14 protein-coding genes are annotated in these 16,987 nt (G+C 63.4%); 9 read left to right on the top strand and 5 right to left on the bottom strand.

The features are described 5' to 3' along the window. Positions 1-55 precede the first annotated feature (55 nt). The 5 genes from HRU71_13710 to HRU71_13730 all read left to right on the top strand — a co-directional run bounded on the left by HRU71_13710 (position 56) and on the right by HRU71_13730 (position 5,009). The gene (locus HRU71_13710) at positions 56-577 is read left to right on the top strand and encodes a four helix bundle protein (GenBank protein ID QOJ04481.1); all 522 of its coding nucleotides are present in this window, start codon (positions 56-58) and stop codon (positions 575-577) included. A gap of 126 nt (positions 578-703) precedes the next feature. After that, positions 704-1,498 (top strand): enoyl-CoA hydratase/isomerase family protein, encoded by a 795-nt coding sequence (locus HRU71_13715; GenBank protein QOJ04482.1) that lies wholly within the window; start codon positions 704-706, stop codon positions 1,496-1,498. Continuing rightward, positions 1,491-2,756: a 3-hydroxybutyryl-CoA dehydrogenase gene (locus HRU71_13720; GenBank protein QOJ04483.1), complete on the top strand. Its 1,266-nt coding sequence runs from the start codon at positions 1,491-1,493 to the stop codon at positions 2,754-2,756. The genes HRU71_13715 and HRU71_13720 overlap by 8 nt, the downstream gene beginning before the upstream one ends. A 131-nt stretch (positions 2,757-2,887) precedes the next feature. Beyond that, positions 2,888-4,090: an acetyl-CoA C-acyltransferase gene (locus HRU71_13725; GenBank protein QOJ04484.1), complete on the top strand. Its 1,203-nt coding sequence runs from the start codon at positions 2,888-2,890 to the stop codon at positions 4,088-4,090. Positions 4,091-4,118: 28 nt separating this feature from the next. Continuing rightward, positions 4,119-5,009, top strand: coding sequence for a DUF547 domain-containing protein (locus HRU71_13730; GenBank protein QOJ04485.1), 891 nt, complete (start codon positions 4,119-4,121; stop codon positions 5,007-5,009). Here HRU71_13730 and HRU71_13735 read toward each other — a convergent pair. The 5 genes from HRU71_13735 to HRU71_13755 form a co-directional block, all read right to left on the bottom strand. Beyond that, a complete protein-coding gene (locus HRU71_13735) occupies positions 5,006-5,461 on the bottom strand; it encodes an ACT domain-containing protein (protein ID QOJ04486.1) in 456 nt (151 codons plus the stop codon). The two genes, HRU71_13730 and HRU71_13735, sit on opposite strands and share 4 nt — an antisense overlap. 128 nt (positions 5,462-5,589) lie before the next feature. Continuing rightward, positions 5,590-6,378: a tryptophan 2,3-dioxygenase gene (locus HRU71_13740; protein QOJ04487.1), complete on the bottom strand. Its 789-nt coding sequence runs from the start codon at positions 6,376-6,378 to the stop codon at positions 5,590-5,592. Positions 6,379-6,396: 18 nt separating this feature from the next. Further along, positions 6,397-7,737 carry an FAD-dependent monooxygenase gene (locus HRU71_13745; GenBank protein ID QOJ04488.1) on the bottom strand — a complete coding sequence of 447 codons (1,341 nt, stop codon included), beginning with the start codon at positions 7,735-7,737 and terminating at the stop codon, positions 6,397-6,399. 41 nt (positions 7,738-7,778) lie between these two features. Further along, on the bottom strand, positions 7,779-8,426 hold the full coding sequence (locus HRU71_13750; GenBank protein QOJ05017.1) for a nitroreductase family protein: 648 nt from the start codon (positions 8,424-8,426) through the stop codon (positions 7,779-7,781). 369 nt (positions 8,427-8,795) lie between these two features. Next, on the bottom strand, positions 8,796-9,755 hold the full coding sequence (locus tag HRU71_13755; protein QOJ04489.1) for a hypothetical protein: 960 nt from the start codon (positions 9,753-9,755) through the stop codon (positions 8,796-8,798). Between the two features lie 421 nt (positions 9,756-10,176). Between HRU71_13755 and HRU71_13760 the strand changes: the two genes are divergently transcribed. From HRU71_13760 to HRU71_13775, 4 genes are all read left to right on the top strand, one after another. Then, positions 10,177-11,145 (top strand): ATP-binding cassette domain-containing protein, encoded by a 969-nt coding sequence (locus HRU71_13760; protein ID QOJ04490.1) that lies wholly within the window; start codon positions 10,177-10,179, stop codon positions 11,143-11,145. Continuing rightward, positions 11,145-11,861 (top strand): ABC transporter permease subunit, encoded by a 717-nt coding sequence (locus HRU71_13765; GenBank protein ID QOJ04491.1) that lies wholly within the window; start codon positions 11,145-11,147, stop codon positions 11,859-11,861. The genes HRU71_13760 and HRU71_13765 overlap by 1 nt, the downstream gene beginning before the upstream one ends. After that, positions 11,852-14,539, top strand: coding sequence for a hypothetical protein (locus HRU71_13770; GenBank protein QOJ04492.1), 2,688 nt, complete (start codon positions 11,852-11,854; stop codon positions 14,537-14,539). Before HRU71_13765 ends, HRU71_13770 begins: the two co-directional genes overlap by 10 nt. Positions 14,540-14,624: 85 nt before the next feature. Continuing rightward, positions 14,625-16,922 (top strand): DUF4340 domain-containing protein, encoded by a 2,298-nt coding sequence (locus HRU71_13775; protein QOJ04493.1) that lies wholly within the window; start codon positions 14,625-14,627, stop codon positions 16,920-16,922. The last annotated feature ends 65 nt before the right edge of the window (positions 16,923-16,987 follow it).

A 16,987-nucleotide genomic window follows, 5' to 3' on the forward strand; every position in this document is an offset into this window, starting at 1 on the left:
GAAAGTCAAGGGATCAAAGGTTCAAAGGTTCAAGGGTTTAAGGGTTCAAGGGTTTATGGGTGACAAGGTTCGAAACTTTGAAGACCTCGCCGTTTATCAAAATGCCCGAACACAGGCCAACGAAATATACCGACTGACGCGCGAGGGGACCTTCTCGCGTGATTTCGGTCTCGTGGATCAGATACGCCGAGCCGCTGTTTCGGTTATCTCAAACATCGCCGAAGGATACGAGCGAGGCAGCAACGCCGAGTTGGTGCAATACCTTTATATTGCCAAAGGTTCATGCGGTGAGGTCCGCGCTCAACTCATGATCGCGTGCGACCAGCACTACATTGATCAGGCAACGCATGATCGGCTGAAAGACAATTCGCGTCGCATCAGTGCCATGCTTGCGAATCTGATTACCTATGTGCGTACCTCCGGAATGCAAGGACCGAAACATCGCCCACGGGAAAGGCCGCTCTCCAAAGAATTGCAGGCACTGTTAGGCAAGTTCGCACCCAAGTCGCCATACACACGGAATTCAACGGAGGACGCCACATCCGAAGACCAGGCACCTGACCGACCAACCCCTTAACGAGTTACCGCTAGCCCGTGCACCTTTGAACCCTTGAACCTTTGAACTGTTCTGCATCTGCATCCGCAGCATCTGCATGACCGCTTTCATTTGCAAACAGCCTGGAATTCATCCACAATCCCCTCCATGTCTACGAAGTCCTACGAAACAATCCTGGTCGCCGACGCCGACGGCGTACGCACGATCACGCTCAACCGCCCCGACGATCTGAACGCCATCGATGACCGCGTCACGAGCGAGTTGCAGGCCGAACTGAAGGCCGTCGCAAAGGACCGCGCCGTGCGCTGCCTCGTGCTGACCGGCGCGGGCCGCGCGTTCTGCGCGGGGCAGGATCTCAAGAGCGTTCAGTCGCGCGAGGGGGCCTTTGACTTTACCGCGGCGCTGCGCCGCCGATACAACCCGATCGTCTCGGCCATGGCGAGTCTGGCCATCCCGACGATCGCCAGCGTGAACGGCGTGGCGGCCGGGGCGGGGTGGAGCTTGGCCCTGTCGTGCGATCTGCGGATCGCGTCGGCAAAGGCGAAATTTGTCAGCGCCTTTTCCAAAATCGGGCTGGTTCCGGATAGCGGAATGACGTGGATTTTGCCGCGTTTGGTAGGGTTGTCTCGTGCCCTGGAGATCGCCTGGATCGGTGATCCCATTCCGGCGGAAACGGCCTTACAATGGGGTTTGGTCAATCGGGTGGCCGCTCCGGAGGAATTGGAGAAGGCGACGCGCGAGCTGGCCACGGCGCTGGCGCGGTCGGCGACGAAGGGCCTGTCGCTGACCAAGCGGGCGATGCTGGCGGGGTTGTCGCGCGATCTGGACGGTCAGTTGGAATCCGAGGCGTTGTTGCAGGGCACGGCGGGTCAGACGCGGGATTACGCCGAGGGTGTGAAGGCATTTATTGAAAAGCGGGCTCCGGAGTTCACTGGTGAGTAACGAACGCGTGTTGGGTGTGATCGGTGCAGGGACGATGGGCGGTGGGATTGCGCACGCCGCCGCGGCGGGCGGTTTCAAGGTGATGTGCACCGATACCGATCCGAAGCTGGTGGAACAGGCGTTCGGGAAGATCCGCGAGCGGCTGGATTCGAGCGTGTCGAAGGGGCGGATTTCTTCGCGCGAGCGCGACGAGATCGCCGCGAGGCTGCACGTCTGCAAAGGGTACGATGCCTTCTCCGATGCCGAGTGCGTGATCGAGGCGGCGCCGGAAGACCTCGCGCTGAAAAAGAAGATCTTTGCCGAGTTGGACAAGTTGCCGGCGAAGGTGCTGCGCGCGTCGAACACGTCGAGCCTGTCGATCGCTAAAATCGCCGAAGGGTTGAAGCACGCCGATCGCGTGCTGGGGCTGCATTTTTTCAACCCGGCCCCGGTGATGCAACTGATCGAGCTGGTGCAGGCGCCGCAGACCAGCGCGCAATCGGTGGTCGATGCTCGCGCGGTCTGCGCCAAGCTGGACAAGACCGCGGTCAAGGTGAAGGATTCGCCCGGTTTCATCGGCAACCGCGTCAATCGCCCCTTTTATCTCGAAGCGCTGCGCCTGCTGGAGACGGGCGAGGGCGACATCCGCACGATCGATTCGGCGCTCAAGTCCGTTGGCGATTTCAAAATGGGCGCGTTTGAACTGCTCGATCTCATCGGGCTGGACATCAATCTCAAGGTGACCGAGTCGGTTTACAACGACTTCAACAGGCCCGCCCGGTTCGCGCCGAACGCCATTCAGCAAAAATTGGTGCAGTCCGGCAAGCTCGGCCGCAAGACCGGCTGCGGTTTTTACGATTACTCCAACGGCGATCCGGTCCCGGCGTATGAGAGCCGGCCGAAATCGACATCCGGCTGGAAGCCCAGCGCGGCCGTGTCGGAACTTGCCAAGGTGCTCGACAAGCCTGCCGACCGCGCCATGTGGCTCTTCGCCCGCGTGTGGACGGCCGTCGTCAATGAAGCGGCGCACGTGGCGAACACGATCGCCCTGGCGCGTGACGTGAACCTGACGATGGAACTTGGGTTTGCCTATCCGCAGGGGCCGCTGGCGCTGGCGGACTTCGTCGGGCTGGACGTGGTTCAGGCGTTGTTGTCGGAATTCTTCAAGGAGACCGGCGGCGATGAGCGCTACGCCCCGAATCCGCTGCTGGATGAACTGGTCCGCGCCGGCCACCTCGGCGAGAAGACGGCGCACGGGTTTCTGTATCATTCGCTGTGAGGGCTGCACGGTGATTGCGGCCCGGGCGACGCGCCTGGGTGCCGTGATTTGAAACGCGCTGGAACAAAACGTACCTCCCCGGCGAGACGCCGGTGCCACATAGTTGTCTTTTGTTGTCCTGAAGCGTCCCCATGCGATACGCCGTCGTTGTTGACACCATCCGCACGCCCATCGGTCGCCATCGCGGCGCGCTGGCGCCGGTGCGGCCCGATGATCTTGGCGCGATCGTCATCCGCGAACTGGTCGCGCGCACGAAACTGGATCCCGTCCTGATCGACGACGTCTACTGGGGCGCGGCCAACCAGGCCGGGGAGGACAATCGCAACGCGGCGCGAATGGCCGTGCTGCTGGCCGGTTTGCCCGACAGCGTGCCGGGCACGACGGTGAATCGGCTCTGCGCGAGCGGGTTGGAGGCAGTGGCGATCAGCGCGCGGATGATCGAGGCGGGTCACGGCGACGTGTTCATCGCCGGCGGCTGCGAGTCGATGAGCCGCGCGCCGCTGGTGCTGCCCAAGCCGGACGAGGCGTTCGTGCGCGGCAATCAGACGATGTACGATACGACGCTGGGCTGGCGGATGACCAATCCGAAACTGGCGGCGCGGTACCAGCCGTTCAGCATGGGTGAGACGGCCGAGAACGTGGCCGAGCGATATAGGATTTCGCGCGAGGATCAGGACGCCTTCGCGTTGCAGAGTCAGCAACGCGCGGCGGCGGCGATCAACGCCGGTCGGCTGGCCGAGGAAATCGTGCCGGTGGAGATCGACTTGGGCCGCGGTAAAAAGACGATCGTATCAGTGGACGAGCACCCGCGGCCCGAGACGACGCTGGCCGATCTGGCGAAGCTCAAGCCGGCCTTTCGCGAAGGCGGCACGGTGACGGCCGGGAACAGTTCGGGTTTGAATGACGGCGCGGCAGGGCTGCTGCTGATGGAAGCGGAGACGGCGAAACGACTCGGGCACAAGCCGCTGGTGGTGGTCCGTGCGTCGGCGTCGGCCGGGGTTGATCCGTCGTGCATGGGCCTCGGTCCGATCCCGGCGACAAAGAAAGCGCTGACCCGCGCGGGGTGGAGCGTCGGTGAACTTGATTTGATCGAACTGAACGAGGCATTCGCGGCGCAGGCGCTGGCGTGCGTGCGCGAGCTGGGGCTGGACGCGGCGAAGGTGAACGTGAATGGCGGCGCGATCGCGCTGGGTCACCCGTTGGGTTGCAGCGGGGCGCGTCTGGCCGGGACGCTGGCGCGCGAAATGGTCCGTCGCAAGGCGCGGCGCGGGCTGGCGACGCTGTGCGTCGGCGTAGGACAGGGGCTTAGCGTGCTGTTCGAACGACCGGAATGAGCTGCATTTCGAGGTTGGCGGTTCATCGATGGGAAAAACAGCGGTGCGGGTTTGCCGATTGGCGGTGTACCTGTTGCCGCTCTGCGCGGGCTGCGTGCCCGCGCGCGTTGAATTCAGCGGCGAATCGCTCGGCGTCGACACCACCCGGCGCGCCGCCTGGGCCGATCGCGTCGACTGGTCGGACTGGGGGGCGTTTCTCTCGTCGGCGGCGACGGATCAGGGCATTGACCGTGCCGGAGCTGCGGCACAACGCCGGCGGCTGCACCGCTTTCTGTCAATGCTCGCGGAAATCGGCCCGCAGCTCACGCCGCGCCTGTTCGCCGCGCGCGATCATCAACTTGCCTATTACATCAACGCCTACAACGCCGCGATTCAGTTTACGAACGACGCCCTGCTGGCCAACAATTACCTGCCGGCCTGGAAAGCGACGATGCGCGACACAGCGTATTCGTTCACCATCGACGGCCGCCGACGCACCCCGGCCGATCTGCGCCGCGAGGCGATAAAGCTGGCCGGCGATGATTGGCGCGTGATCTTTGCCCTGTCCGACGGCCGTGCATTCGGACCGCCGCTTTGGAAACGGCCGTACCTGGGGGACATGCTGGATGGCCAGTTGGACGACGCCGTGCGCCGTGCGATCGCGTCGCCGCGCGTCGTGGTCATGAGCCACACCGATATCAAGCAGCTGAAGCTTTGGTGGGGGTTGTACGAGATTCGCGATCGAATGGTGGCGGATTATGAAATGCGAACCGGGGCGAAGGGCGCGGTTGTGCTAAACGCGTTGTTGCATTGGGCTGATCCGCTGCGCCGATCAGAGTTGCAGGGGGCCGTGGGATATCCCATCGGGTCGATGCGCGACGACGCATCGTTTGACTCCGCGCAACAAACCCTTGCGGGGGCCGACGGGCCGGCGCGTTAGCGCCGACTGACCGATTTATTCCACCGGCCATCGGGCTTCTCGCGCAGGGCCGTCTTCTTCGGCGCGATGAGCTTCAGGGCTTTTTGCAGATTGTCCACTTTGAAGATGCCGATCGTCCGTCCGCCGCGTGCACCGCTCGTCACGTAGGCATATTTAATGCTGACATGGTTGGAATTGAGCCGGGCGCACAGATCGGCCAGCGCACCGGGCCGATTCGGCATCTCGGCCATCAGGACTTCGGTCTCGGTCGTGGGGATGTTCAGCCGCTTGAGCACCGCGCGCGATTTGACCACGTCTTCCGCGACGAACCGAAACACGCCGTGCTCGATGCTGTCCATCAACGTCAACGCGATGAGGTTGATCTTGCTGTGTGCCAACTCATCGCAGATCTGCGAGAGGATGCCGGGCTTGTTGACCAGAAACACCGAGAATTGCGTGCAGGCCTGGGTCATGGCAATTCCTTTTCGTAGGGCTTCTTCACGGCGGTGGCGCGGCGCGATCCACGACGCCGCAACGGGATTATACCGCGCGATTCGGCCCGCGCGCCGCGCGGCCGCTTCGACGAATCGGCGCAGGTCGTTCAAAGCTGATGCCGGATCGCCCACAGATCGTGAAACACCGGATGGAAGAGCGACCGCTTGAGAAACTCAACGCCGAGGCTGCCGCCGGTGCCTTTCTTGTTGCCGATCGTGCGCTCGACGAGTTTCACGTGGCGGTAGCGCCATTCCTGCAAGCCCTCATCGAAATCGGTCATCAGCTCGAACAGGATGGCGACGTCCTTCGCCCGGCGGTACAGGTCCAGCAGAGCGGCCTGCACGCGCTCGTCGGGCGCGTTGCTCTGCGTCACATCGCGACGTTTCAACTCGAGCGGGATGGTTGCTCCCCGCTGTTCCAGAAAATCATAGAAATGATCAATGACGCTCCGCTCGCCGAGGCGGCGAACGACGGCTGCGTAGCCGGCGGTGTCCTTGCCGTACAGCGCGGCGAAGTCCATGTCGCGGCGCTTGTAGCCGAGGGCGAACTCCAGCTCCCGGAATTGCGCCGACTGAAAGCCAGAGGCCGTCTCCAGCCGATCGCGAAAGCTGCTGAACGACATCGGCGTCATGGTTTCGAGGATGTCGAGCTGGCCGACGAGGGTTTTCATCACCGTGCGAGCGCGTTTGAAAGTGTGGATCGCGCCGTACAGATCGTTCGAGGAGAAGTCGCGCTTGATCTTGTCCAGTTCGTGCAGGAGTTGCTTGAACCAAAGCTCGTAGACTTGATGCACGACGATGAACAGCATCTCGTCATGCTCCGGCGGGCTGGACCGCGGCTGCTGAAGCGCGAGGAGCTTCTCCAGTTCCAGATAGCTCGTATAGGTAAGCGACATCGGGCGACCTCCAATTGGTCAGGTGGCCAGCACCAGGATGCAGGCAAGCAGGGCCAGCACGACGACCAGCCCGATCGCTGCGAGCACGATGGCCTGATCCTGCGCCCGCGCCTTGCGCCGCGCCTCGGCATACGGGATCCTCGTGAAGCTGACCATGGTGTAGAGCGGCGTGTACCAGCCCGGAAACAGCTTGTGCAGCGTCCGCTCCAGTTTTTTCCTGGCGTGAAAAGCGCGGGACGCGGTTTTGTCCCGCATCTCGATAAAATTCTCAATCGCCAGATCCGCCAGCGCGTCGGTGTTCGGCTTGCGAAGCGCTTCGTACTCGGCGAACGCGCGCCCGTAATCCGGCGCGAAACGCTCCATGCACTCGGTCAGGGCAACGCAGTCCTCGAAGGCCGCGTTCATCCCCTGCCCGTAGAACGGCACGACGGCGTGGCAGGCATCGCCGACCAGCGCGACCTTGTCGCGATGGTGCCACGGAGCGCAGCGCACCGTGACCATCGAGCCGATGGGATTGTCGCGAAAGTCCTTCAGCAGCGCCGGCATCAACGGCACGGCGTCGGGAAATTGCGCATCGAAGAACCGCCGCACGTCGTCGTCGGTGCGGACCGCCGCGAAACTCGACGGACCCTCAAACGGCCAGAAGAGCGTGCAGGTGAAGGATCCGTCCGGGTTCGGCAGGGCGATCATCATGAAGCTGTGCCGCGGCCAGATGTGCAAGGCGTGCTTTTCCATCGCGAAGCCGCCGCCGGCGGCGGGGGGAATGGTCAGTTCCTTGTAGCCGTGGTGGAGATAGCTTTGGGAGTAGTCAAAGCGATTCAATTTCTGCATCGATCCGCGCACGGCGGAATATGCTCCGTCGACGCCGATGACGATCCGCCCCGTTGACAGGATTACTTCATTTGTCTCGGTATTGACAAGGCGCGCCCGGGGGGCGTCGAGGTCCACGTCGATGCAGCGATGGTTGAAATGCACGCGCACGCCGGGATGCTTCCGTGCCGCGTCGAGGGCGATGGTGTTCAGCACGCCGCGACCAATGGAGTTGATGCAGCGCGACGGGTCCTTGTCGTAGGGCTGGAAGAGGGTCTGGCCGCCGAGCGTGTGAATCATGCGACCGCGCATCGGGATGGCGCTCCGGAGAACGTCATCGGCGATTCCGATGCGCGCGAGGGCGTCGATGCCGCGCGTGGACAGGGCGAGGTTGATCGACCGGCCGCCGACGAGATTCCCCGCGTGCGGATCGGGCCGCCGTTCGTAAAGATCGAGTTCGTATCCGGCCTGGCCGAGGTGCGCGGCGAGCAGCGCGCCGGCCAGCCCGCTGCCGATGAGCGTGAGAGGGGGTTTATCGCCTTCCGCCATGCGGAGGGATTGTAACGGGGCCAGCCGCTGCTGCGCAATGCTCAACGATTCCACTGCACGGCGTCCGTCAGCGGTTTCTTCACGAGGTCCGGCACATGGCAGTTCTCCGCCGGATAGCCCACGGGGATGAGCAGGTACGGCTTCTCGCTTTCCGGTCTGCGACAAATGTCGCGAAGAAACGTCATCGGGCTGGGCGTGTGCGTCAGCGTCGCCAGCCCCATCGCGTGACACGCCATCAGGAAAAACCCCGCCGCCAGGCCTGTGCTCTCAATCGGGTAATAGTTCTTCAGCCGCCGGCCGCCCGCCTCCTCCCAGTCCACACGAAACAGCACAACGAGCCACGGGGCGATCTCCAGAAACGGCTTCTCCCATGTGGTGCCGATCGGCTCCAGCGCGTCGAGCCATTCCTGCGGCATTCGATGGTCGTAACTCTCGCGTTCCTCGGCCTCCGCCGCGATGCGAATCTCGCGTTTGATGAACGGGTCATCGATGGCCACGAACCGCCACGGCTTGCGATTGGCCCCCGACGGCGCGCTGTGCCCGGCGGCCAGCGCCAGTTCCAGCACCTCGCGCGGCACGGGCTTCGGTGAAAAATCGCGGCAGCTTCGGCGCGCTTCCAATTCCGCTAGAAGTTCGCGACCGCGCTGCAATTGCCACGCCTCGTCGCGCGGCGGAAGGATATACGGAATGAGTTTCGGCGGCACTGGGCACCTCGTTTCGCAGGATCACGATCAGAACGCCATGCTAAGTCACGGCGCAGTGCAATCGCAATGCTGCGTTGCATACCCGCGGCGTAGTAGGTTGCCTGGAACCGGTTTCAAAACTCCTCCCCCCTTGGGGGAGAGGTCAGGTGAGGGGGAAAAGTGGTTCAAACGAAATGATTCACCCTCACCCCAACCCTCTCCCTGGAAGGGAGAGGGAGTTTTGAAACAGCTTGTGGTGTGCCACTGCTTCAAGCAGTGGCACGAGAGCGGAACCCGCTCCCTGGCGGTCGCGGCTCGGTTCGATTCCGCCGCATGACTGCGGCGGCCCGGATTCAGCGTTTCGACGTTTCGCCATTACAGGTCCGGCGCGGGCGGCACCCAGATGCCCCCGGCGTTCTGGCCGTGGATCAACGCCAGCACGATCAACGGCTGATTCACCGCCTGGCGGAGCAATTCGCCCATCAGCACGAACGGCGTGAACATGGCCGTGACGATCGCGCGGGTCAGGCCGATGACGACGTTCACAAGTGCTTCCACGACCACGCCGACGATCTTGCCCATGAGCTGCACCATGACGTAGCCGAGGCTGGCGAACGCGTAGATGTACGTCGGCCCCCAGAAGAGCGCGATGAGCTGCGCCGTGGCGGCGTCCTTGCCGGCGACGTTCCGCACGACCGTGGCGATGTCACGTCCGGCGACAAGCCGTGACACGTCCGAGGCAGTCGGTCCGCTGTCGGTGCGCTTGAACCGCCCGCCGGGGTCTTCGGGCGGCGCTTCGTCGGAGACCTCCAGCCCCAGCAGCGTCTTGATCTCCTGCGCGAGTTGCTCCGCCGCCCCCGCCAGGTCGGCGTCGAATGAAATCGTCTGAACCTTGTCCGCGTCGTCCAGCGCGGCGAACGTCAGCGTCGCCGTGCCCTTCAGCCGCGTGGCCGTTCGCTCGGTGTAAATCACCTCGATGCGGCTGCCGTCCGGTCCGAGGGCCTTGCTCGGCAGTCCGCCGTCAAGTTCAAGCTGGGTCACGTTTCCGTCGGGATCGGTGAAGACTGCACCGGTGATGTCGTCGATGCGACCGTCGGGTTGAAAGCTGCCGAAGGCGAACGCGCTGGAACCATCGGCGAGATTGATTCCGCCGAGGACATTGCTGGCAAAGTTCGAGTTGATGAGCAGGCCGAACGAACCGCCGCCACCACCCCCGCCAAGGAACTGCCCGAGATTCAGCGTGGAGCAACCCGGCGCGCCGGCGATCAACACGCCCAGAAGGATCGAAGTGACAAAATGGCCGCGAAACGTGGCGGGGAAATCAAACCATCGCATGGAAGTCGACTCCGTTCGATGGCGAGGCGGGGGGAAGTATCGCCCGGTTGGATCGGTTCGGCAAGCGAGCCGCGCGTGGCGTACTGGCTTCGCAGATTGGGTACGACGCTGTAACAAGATCGTAAACCTCGTGAATCGGCGGCTGTTTTGCGACCGAATTCCCCCGCTGAATCGGTCTTGCGTCGGTGAGTTAAATGTCGCATATTCCGCGAGTTGGAGGCGGCAGTCGCAGGGAGCAGACGGGCCAGAGAGAGCGATCAGGTGGACTTTGGAACCTGCCGTGAACGGCGTTGGTGCCCGCAGATGTAACACTTGGCGCGCGCCGCAAGGGATGACAAAACTATTGGCCGATTGACGAGCGATGCCCGCCGGGTTGTTTCTTCGCGCGGGCATCATCACCCAAACTGGTATTGGACGTGACATGATTCGCGTACAGAACCTCACCAAACAGTACGGGCAGCGCAAGGCCGTGAACGGCATCTCGTTCTCCATCGAGGAGGGCGAGATCGTCGGATTCCTCGGCCCCAACGGCGCGGGCAAGACGACGACGATGCGCATCCTGACGTGCTACATGCCGGCGACCAGCGGCAGCGCCTCGATCGGCGGGCACGATGTCTTCACCGAATCGCTCGCCGTCCGGCGCATCGTCGGCTACCTGCCCGAGAGCACGCCGCTGGACATGAACATGCGGGTGCGGGAGTACCTGACCTTCCGCGGGAAAATTCGCGGGCTGGATCGCGGCGCGCGGGCCAGCGCGATTCAGCGCGTCGCCGAGACCTGCTGGCTGGGCGATTTCATCGACCGACCGATTCACCAGTTGAGCAAGGGCATGAAGCAGCGTGTGGGGCTGGCCGATGCGCTGCTGCACGACCCCAAGGTGCTGATTCTCGACGAGCCGACGATCGGCCTGGACCCGACTCAGATCCGCGAAACGCGCAATCTGATTCAACATCTCGCCAAGCGGCACACCGTGCTGCTGTCCAGCCACATTCTTCCCGAAGTGGAGGCGACTTGTCAGCGGACGATCATCATTGCCGGCGGGCGGATCGTGGCGAGCGGCTCGCCGGCGGAGTTGAAAGAGCGCATCCGAGGCGGTTCGCGGCTGATTGCCGAAGTCTCCGGGCCGGAGAAGGAAATCGAATCAGCATTGAGTGCGGTCGACGGCGTGAGCCGGGTCTCGCGCGAGTCGGACAACGGCTGGCACCGGGTGACGATCGAGTCGCGCGGCAACAGCGACCCGCGCGAGGAGATTTTCAAAGTGGTGAAGCAAAAGGGCTGGAGCCTGCGCGAGCTGCGGCTTGAGGTAGGCAGCCTGGAAGAGTTCTTCGTGCAGATCGTCGCGCAGCAGGCGCAGGAGCAGAAGGCCGCGCGGCGGGAGGTGCAGGCGTAATGCGAAACGTGGTTCCCCTGGCCCAGCGCGAACTGGCGGCGAGCTTCTACTCGCCCGTGGCGTACATCGTCGCCGCGGTGTTTCTCTTTGCGACGGGCTACTTGTTCATGACGCGCACATTGGTCGAAGGCGGCGAGGCAACGATGCGCGTGCTCTTCGACGGCATCGCCATCCTGCTCATCTTTGCTGTGCCGATGCTGACCATGCGGCTGCTGGCGGACGAATTCGCTTCCGGCACGATCGAAGCGCTGATGACCGCCCCGGTCACCGATGTCGAAGTCGTCCTCGGCAAATTCCTCGGCATCATGGCCTTCTTTGCCGCGCTGATGGTGAGCACCGCCGTTTATGCGATCATCCTGATGATGCATGGCGGGCGCGATCTGGGCGCGATTTTGTACGGGTATCTCGGCATGTTCCTCCTGGGGTCGTTCTATGTGTCGGTCGGCCTGTTCGCCAGCGCCATCACGCGCTATCAACTGGTCGCGGCGCTGGTGGGCATCGCGTTGCTCGGCCTGCTGACGACGGCCGTCGATTACTTCGCGGGTTTGGCCGGCGGCGACTGGCGTACGACGTTGAGCTACGTCAACGTGCTGCATCATTTTGAGGATTTCAGCAAGGGCCTCTTCGACACGCAATCGATTGTTTTCTTCATCGCCGCCACGCTGTTTTTCCTGTTCCTGGCGGTCAAGGTTCTGGAGTCGCGCAGATGGCGGTAAGCAACACAGCATCGGACGCGCGCGAAGGCTCCTTCGCGCAGCGATTCTCCATCGGGGCCAACGTCGTCCTGGCCGTGATCGTCGCGGCGGCGATTCTCGTCGTGGTCAACATGATCGCGGCCAAAAAGAGCTATCGGCACGACATCACGTCGACCGGCAACTACGGCTTGAGCGATCGCACCCGGAGCATCCTCGACGGCCTCAAGGGCGACGTGACGTTTTCAATGCTCTATCGTTCCGGCGAGGACGACGAAGTCCAGCGCAACTACGTCTCGCGCACGCAGGAATACTTCGATGAGATGCAGCGGTACAGCCCGGCCGTCCGCGCGACGCTCGTGACCAGTCCGATGCAACGCGAAAAGCTCGTCGCGCATTTGAGCGAAAAATTTTCCGGCGAAGCCGATCAGCACAAGGCGGCGCTGGCGGAGTTTGAGAAACTGCGGGCGGAACTGCTCGCCGTCATCGAGCAGCGCGTCGCCGAGGCCGGGCAGCTCGTCAGCGGCCAAAGCTGGCTGTCGGACTTTCCGGTCTTCACGAGTGTCTTCACGACGCTCAAGGCCGACGCCGAGACGCTGAAAAAAGTGAAAGAGGAAGTCGCGGAGTTGACCCCCGCCGGCGGGATTCCCAAGTACAAGGATGCCGTCGACAAGGCCAAGACCGCGCTGGGCGAGGTGAAAGGCCATCTCGAGTTGATCACCAAGCGCATGCGAGACCTGTCGGATCTCGGCAAAGACGCTTCGCAGCCCGGCGCGCGGAACATCGCGACCCTTCGCAAAGTCGCGGAGGACCTCGTGGCCATGATCACGCCGCTGCGCGAGGCCGTCGGCGATGACGCGGCGCCGTTCCCGAAGGACATTCCCGCGGCCCTGAAATCGTTTGCCGATGCAGGCGTGAAGGTCGGCGCCGACCTCGAAGGCCTTGTGCGAAAGGTCGACGCCTTCGCCCGCATGTATCCCGCTGCGACGCAGCACTTGAGCTGGGCCGCTTCGGTCAAGATGGGGCCTCTGACGGCGCGGATGGACGTCGGCGATGTGTTGCAGCAAGCCAGCCAAACCTTGAGCAAGGCGCGGCTGGTCATTCTGGGCGTGATTGATTCCAACAAGCCCGATCAACTCAACGAGGCGCTTCGCGGTGCGCGGCAGAACGTTCAGATCATGGAGCAGAATGCCGAATCGTGTCGAAAGCTGCTGACCGATCTGTGCGACCGCCTGGCGACCGTCGATCCTGCGTCGAAGGCGTTTCTCGATGCCGCCGCGGGGGGAAGCCTGTTCGGCGACAAGCTGGAAGCGGTCACCGCGCTGGATGGCAAGTTCGCCGCGCTGCCGGAATTGAAGCTGGGCTCCATGGCCGACACGCTCAAGGAAGAAAACTCGATCATCGTCGAGTATCAGGGCCGCTTGCGGTTGGTCGGGTTCAACGAGGTCTGGCCGGTGCGGGAAAGCATCGCGGGGAAGGGAACCGCCGCCGAAACGGCGCGAAGCTTCAACGGTGACTCGGCATTGTCGTCGGCGTTGCTGGGGCTGATGCGCGAGAAGCCGTTCGCGACGGTGATCCTCACGTTTTTCGAACCGCCCCCGCCGCCCCAGCGCAACCAGTTCATGCCGCCCCCGCCGCAAAGCTGGGTGCCGTCCAATCGATTGTCGGAGCTGCGCAAGCGCCTGGAGTCCTCCAATTTCAAGGTGGTGGACTGGAACATGGCGACCACGCCGGAATCGCCCAAGGCCGAGGAAGGCACGCAACCTGTATACGTCTGTCTTCCTCCGCCTCCGCCGGCGCAGCAGTCGCCCTTCGGCCCGCAGCCCGGCGAGAAAAACTTCGGCGAGCCGGAGCGATTGCGCATCAAGCAACTGCTCGATGACAACGCCCGCGTCCTGTTCCTCGCGAGCTGGGAAATCACCTCTGGCGGCATGTTCGGCGGCCCGCCGATTTCGCCGCCCTATGGCTACGGTCCCATCCTCTCGAACGACTGGGGCATCGCGGTCGACAACTCGCAGCGCGTCGTCTGGATTCAGCCCGACGTGAAGGCCGCCAACAGCTTCCAGGTCGTGCCGCGCAAGTTCATCCACATGCCCGTCGGCGGCTTCACCGATCACCCCATCGGCAATCCGATGACCGGCACGCGCTTCCTGGTGCAGGATGCCTGCCTCGTCAACTTGAGTGACAAACTGCCTGCCGGGGTCACCGCATCCCGGATCGTCGGCGTCTCGGACAGCGAAAACTACATCGCCGCCAACATCGACATGCTCATGGAGATCATCGACAAGGTTCAGGATCCGACCGCCCAGGGGCGCGTCACCGTCAAGGCCATGCCGCCGCATGGTCCGTTCAACCTCATGGCTGCCGCCGAGCGAAAAGATGGCGACAAAGAGAAGGGCCGCATCGTCGTGTGCGGGTTCGGCGCGTCGTTGCGGGATGATTTTCTTTCGCAGCCTGTCTGGTCCGAGGGCGAAACCCTCAAGCTGGATCCGCCCCCTTCGGAGAACGTGGACCTCTTCGTGAACGCCTTGTACTGGTTGATCAACGAACCGCAATGGATCGCGCGCGGTCCGGTGCCGGTCCCCCGGGTCGAGCCGATCGAACCGGCCCGGCGCAAACTCATCCAGGCGTTTGTCTGGGGAATCTGGCCGGCGGCCGTCTTTCTTCCGGGTGTGATCCTCTGGTCGGTTCGTCGTCGCTGATCCGCGGCGCTCGCGGCGACTGGGGATTGGCGAGGCAATCGTCCTGAAAAGTTCCGAATCAAGAGAAGACACGCTTAAGGCAGCCATGAATCGCAATACGACAATCGGTTTGGTACTGGTATTGGGCTTGGCCGTCATCGGCCTGTGGTGGGCAACGTCGACGAGCAAACCGCCGACCGGTCTCGAGGAAGCGGCCGGTCCGAAGCGACTGATCGACCCGCCGCTGGGCGAGATTCGGGAGTTCGAGGTCGCATCGTCCGGATCGGCTGCGCCGCTCAAGTTCACCATTGAGACCGGCAAGGCGACCATGTCTTCTCCGGTTCCCGGCCCGGCCGACTACAACGCCGTGACGATGAGTACCACGATGTACAAGGAAATGCGCTACAGCCGCGCGTTTCCCGCGGGCGATGCCGAACGGCCGACCGAGCAGATGTCGGGCTTGGCCAGTCCGGTTCGCACCGTGACGCTGAAAGATGGGGAGGGGCGGACGGCGATCCTCAAGATCGGCGCGCGGCAGGCGCTGTCGGCCAAGACGTATGTCCAGAAGCAGGGCGACGACACGATCTATCTCGTTGATACGGATGTCTCCGCCGAATTGCGCAAGGGCCTCGCCGAGTATCGCGGCAAGCGCCTGACGGACTTCGCGCAATCCGACGCGGTGCGGATCGAGCTTCAGGGCGATCCGACGTACACGCTGGTTCGCGAGGGTGAGAACTGGAACATCGACGCGCCGTACAAGGCCCGCGCCGACCGGCTCGTTGTCAATCGAATTCTGGCGGCCGCGTCGAACCTCAACGTGAGCAAGTTCGTCGACGATGAAGCGAAAAACCTGCGGCCTTACGGGCTGGAGAACCCGCGAACCGTCGTGACGATCGTCACCGAGAAAAAGACGCCGCGCCCGCAGCCGACGACGGCGCCGGCTTCCGCGCCGTCCGAGCCGCAATTCGACGTGGAGACGCACACGTTCAAGCTGGCGCTGGGCGGCGTCGCCGATGAAATGGTCTTCGCGCGCCTGCTCGAGCCGGCTTTGCCCTCGGTCTTCAACGTGGCGCAAAGCAACGTGAAAGACCTGCAACGGCCTCTGGATGAACTGCGCGACAAGACGATCGTCTCGCTGGCCGGCCGCAATCCACAGAAAATAGTCTATACATCGGGTCAGACGTCCGTCACGCTCGTCAAAAATGCCGCCGCCCAGTGGGAACTGGAGCCGGCCACGCCCGTCGAGCCGGCACGCCCCGCCGAATACGCCGCGGTCGAGGAGCTGCTCAAGAACCTGCGCGAGCTGAAGGCCGTCGGCTTCGAGACGACGCCGACCCCGGTGATGGGTTTCGATGCGCCCCGCGCTCGAATCGTTCTGACGCTGGAAGGCCAGGTCGAGCCGGTTCGGCTGTCCATCGGACAATACACGCCGAGCAAGACCGGCGCCTACGCACGAAACGAGCAGGACATGGCGATCGCGGTCATCCCCGCGAAAGTGGCGGATGAGCTCGCCGCCGGACCCCTCTCCTTCTGGAGTCGCGATCTCGTCCGCTTCACGCGCGATCACGTTGTGGAGTTTGAGATTACCCGTGACGGCCGGACGCTCAAATTGGCGAAACAGGATGGCGCGTGGAAGTTCCTCTCGCCGATTCAGGGCGATTGCGAACAGGGCATCCTCAACGCGGCCCTGGCCGATCTGTCCAACCTCCGGGGCCGCCGCGTGATCGGGCTGGCGGCCGACGCCAAGAAACTGGGGCTGGACAAGCCCGCGGTTCGTGCCGTCGTATCGACACAAGCCCCCGCGCCGCCTCCGAGCACCCAGACCAGTCAGCCCGTCGAGCCGCCGGCGCAGCCGATCGAACGCCACGTGGTGCTTCTCGCGAGGGAAGCGGACGGGGAACGCGTCTTTGCCATGGCAGAAGGCGGCGACCGCATCTGCGAGATCGACGCGCGCGTCATTCAGAACCTGGAAGCCGAATTCTTCTCGACGCGGCTCGTTTCCTTCGAGCCGTCGGACGTCACCCGCCTCCGCAGCGACGGCAGCGCCAACTTCCTGTTTGAAAAAGTCGGCGAGAACTGGCGCCTCCGAGGTGAGGAAACGTTCGCCGTCGATGCCACGAAGATCGCCCAGTTTTGCGGCACGCTGCGCGATCTGCGCGCGGCGCGATTCGTCGCCTACGACGGCGCTCGACCGGCCGATTATGGCCTGGATGCTCCGCAGCAGTCCTTCACCATCCAAACGGCTGCCGGCGATGCGATGACGCTGAATGTGTCTGCGAAGGGACCGGACAGCCAGAGTCGTTATGCTTCGCTCGCTTCGGCGCCAGGACGTGTCTTTGTCATCAAGTCCGAGGATGTTTCCAAGCTCACCGTGGGTCTGCTACACTTCCAGCAAGCTGGCTGAAAAAGGGCCTCGCACCCGGACGTGTGACCCTTCGCTTGTTTGACGTTTGCGGCCCCCCGGGCAGA

The organism is Planctomycetia bacterium (assembly GCA_015200345.1).
Taxonomy (GTDB): domain Bacteria; phylum Planctomycetota; class Phycisphaerae; order UBA1845; family UTPLA1; genus PLA3.

What these genes read in the sequence shown, in the direction of transcription:
- HRU71_13710 (QOJ04481.1), top strand. Translation starts at nt 56, where the DNA reads ATGGGTGACAAGGTTCGAAACTTTGAAGACCTCGCCGTTTATCAAAAT.
- HRU71_13715 (QOJ04482.1), top strand. Translation starts at nt 704, where the DNA reads ATGTCTACGAAGTCCTACGAAACAATCCTGGTCGCCGACGCCGACGGC.
- HRU71_13725 (QOJ04484.1), top strand. Translation starts at nt 2,888, where the DNA reads ATGCGATACGCCGTCGTTGTTGACACCATCCGCACGCCCATCGGTCGC.
- HRU71_13730 (QOJ04485.1), top strand. Translation starts at nt 4,119, where the DNA reads ATGGGAAAAACAGCGGTGCGGGTTTGCCGATTGGCGGTGTACCTGTTG.
- HRU71_13735 (QOJ04486.1), bottom strand. Translation starts at nt 5,461, where the DNA reads ATGACCCAGGCCTGCACGCAATTCTCGGTGTTTCTGGTCAACAAGCCC.
- HRU71_13740 (QOJ04487.1), bottom strand. Translation starts at nt 6,378, where the DNA reads ATGTCGCTTACCTATACGAGCTATCTGGAACTGGAGAAGCTCCTCGCG.
- HRU71_13745 (QOJ04488.1), bottom strand. Translation starts at nt 7,737, where the DNA reads ATGGCGGAAGGCGATAAACCCCCTCTCACGCTCATCGGCAGCGGGCTG.
- HRU71_13755 (QOJ04489.1), bottom strand. Translation starts at nt 9,755, where the DNA reads ATGCGATGGTTTGATTTCCCCGCCACGTTTCGCGGCCATTTTGTCACT.
- HRU71_13760 (QOJ04490.1), top strand. Translation starts at nt 10,177, where the DNA reads ATGATTCGCGTACAGAACCTCACCAAACAGTACGGGCAGCGCAAGGCC.
- HRU71_13765 (QOJ04491.1), top strand. Translation starts at nt 11,145, where the DNA reads ATGCGAAACGTGGTTCCCCTGGCCCAGCGCGAACTGGCGGCGAGCTTC.
- HRU71_13770 (QOJ04492.1), top strand. Translation starts at nt 11,852, where the DNA reads ATGGCGGTAAGCAACACAGCATCGGACGCGCGCGAAGGCTCCTTCGCG.
- HRU71_13775 (QOJ04493.1), top strand. Translation starts at nt 14,625, where the DNA reads ATGAATCGCAATACGACAATCGGTTTGGTACTGGTATTGGGCTTGGCC.